This window comes from Streptomyces wedmorensis (genome assembly GCF_000716445.1).
GTDB classification, from domain to species: Bacteria; Actinomycetota; Actinomycetes; order Streptomycetales; family Streptomycetaceae; genus Streptomyces; species Streptomyces wedmorensis.
Map to the genome: position 1 here is coordinate 1 of NZ_JNWK01000148.1, position 1,276 is coordinate 1,276.

Annotated in this window: 1 protein-coding gene; it reads right to left on the bottom strand. The window is 68.3% G+C overall.

Going from position 1 to position 1,276, the window contains the following annotated elements; all coding sequences use genetic code 11:
• Window positions 1-18: 18 nt before the first annotated feature.
• On the bottom strand, window positions 19-1,209 hold the full coding sequence (locus OO54_RS40835) for an IS110 family RNA-guided transposase (protein WP_033212779.1): 1,191 nt from the start codon (window positions 1,207-1,209) through the stop codon (window positions 19-21).
• Window positions 1,210-1,276: the final 67 nt, after the last annotated feature.

Here is a 1,276-nt window from a genome sequence, read left to right on the forward strand (position 1 = left end):
GATTCCTAATGCGGTCTGTCAAGCCGCGCGTGCGGTGGGTGGCGTGAGTTCGTATCTCCGTCCGTCGCGGAGGAGGGCCCAGAGGACGTTGACGCGGCGGCGGGCCAGGGCGAGGACTGCTTGGATGTGGCGCTTGCCTTCGCCTCGCTTGCGTTCGTAAAACCGGCGGGACTCGTCGCAGTGGCGGATGCTGAACAACGCGGAGATGTAGAAGACGCGTTGGAGTCTGCGGTTGTAGCGTCGTGGCCGGCGAAGATTGCCGCTGATCTTGCCGGAGTCGCGGGGAACGGGGGCGACGCCACCGAAGCCGGCGAGTCGGTCTGCGGTGCCGAAGGCGGTCATGTCGCCGCCGGTGGCGGCCAGGAACTCGGCGCCGAGGATCACGCCCAGGCCCGGCATGCTGGTGATCACCTCGAAGTCGCGGTGCTCGCGAAACCGGGCCTCGATCGCCTTGTCGATCTCGCCGACCTGCCGGTTGAGGGTGATCACCTCCGCCGCGAGGGTGTGCACCATCTGGGCCGTCAGCTTCTCCCCGGGCAGGCTGGTGTGCTGGCGGTCGGCAGCCTCGCAAGCGGTCTCGGCGAGCCGGTCAGCACGCAGGACTCTGCGGTTGCGGAGCCAGGTCTCGAGCCGCTTCCTGCCCGTCCGGCGCAGAGCGGCCGGGGTCTGGTAGCCGGTCAGCAGCACGAGCGGCCCGGTGTTGGTCAGGTCCAGGACCCGCTCCAGACCAGGGAAGATACCGGCGAGCTGGGCACGGAGCCGGTTGACGGTGCGGGTGCGGTCGGCGACCAGATCCATGCGCCGACCGGTGAGGATCTTGAGATCGGTGACCGTTTCATCGCCGGTTCGTAAGGGCTGCAGGTCGCGGCGGATGCGGATCTGGTCGGCGATGACGGCGGCGTCCTTGGCGTCGGTTTTTCCTTCGCCGCGGTAGCTCTCCGACGCCCGGTGGATGGCCCGGCCGGAAATGTAGTGCACCGGTTGATCGTGGCCGACGAGGAGCGCGATGACCAGGGCGGCCCCGCCGTCGGCCAGGTCGATGCCCCAGGTCACCTCGTCGCCCAGGGCCCGGATGTCGGTGAGGAGTTCGAGCAGTTCAGGTTCGTCATTGGCGACGCGCCGCGACAGCAGCCGGCAGCCGCTCTCGTCGATCGCGACGCAGTGGTGGTGGGATTTACCTGCGTCGATGCCGGCCCATATCGTGGCCATGTGGCGCCTCCGTGCGGTGGGGTGCTGATGCCTGCCACGGACGACCTCGCTGTCGATTCCCTACTCA

Excerpts from the sequence above, each read along its gene's own strand:
- OO54_RS40835 (WP_033212779.1), bottom strand. The coding sequence starts at position 1,209 with ATGGCCACGATATGGGCCGGCATCGACGCAGGTAAATCCCACCACCAC.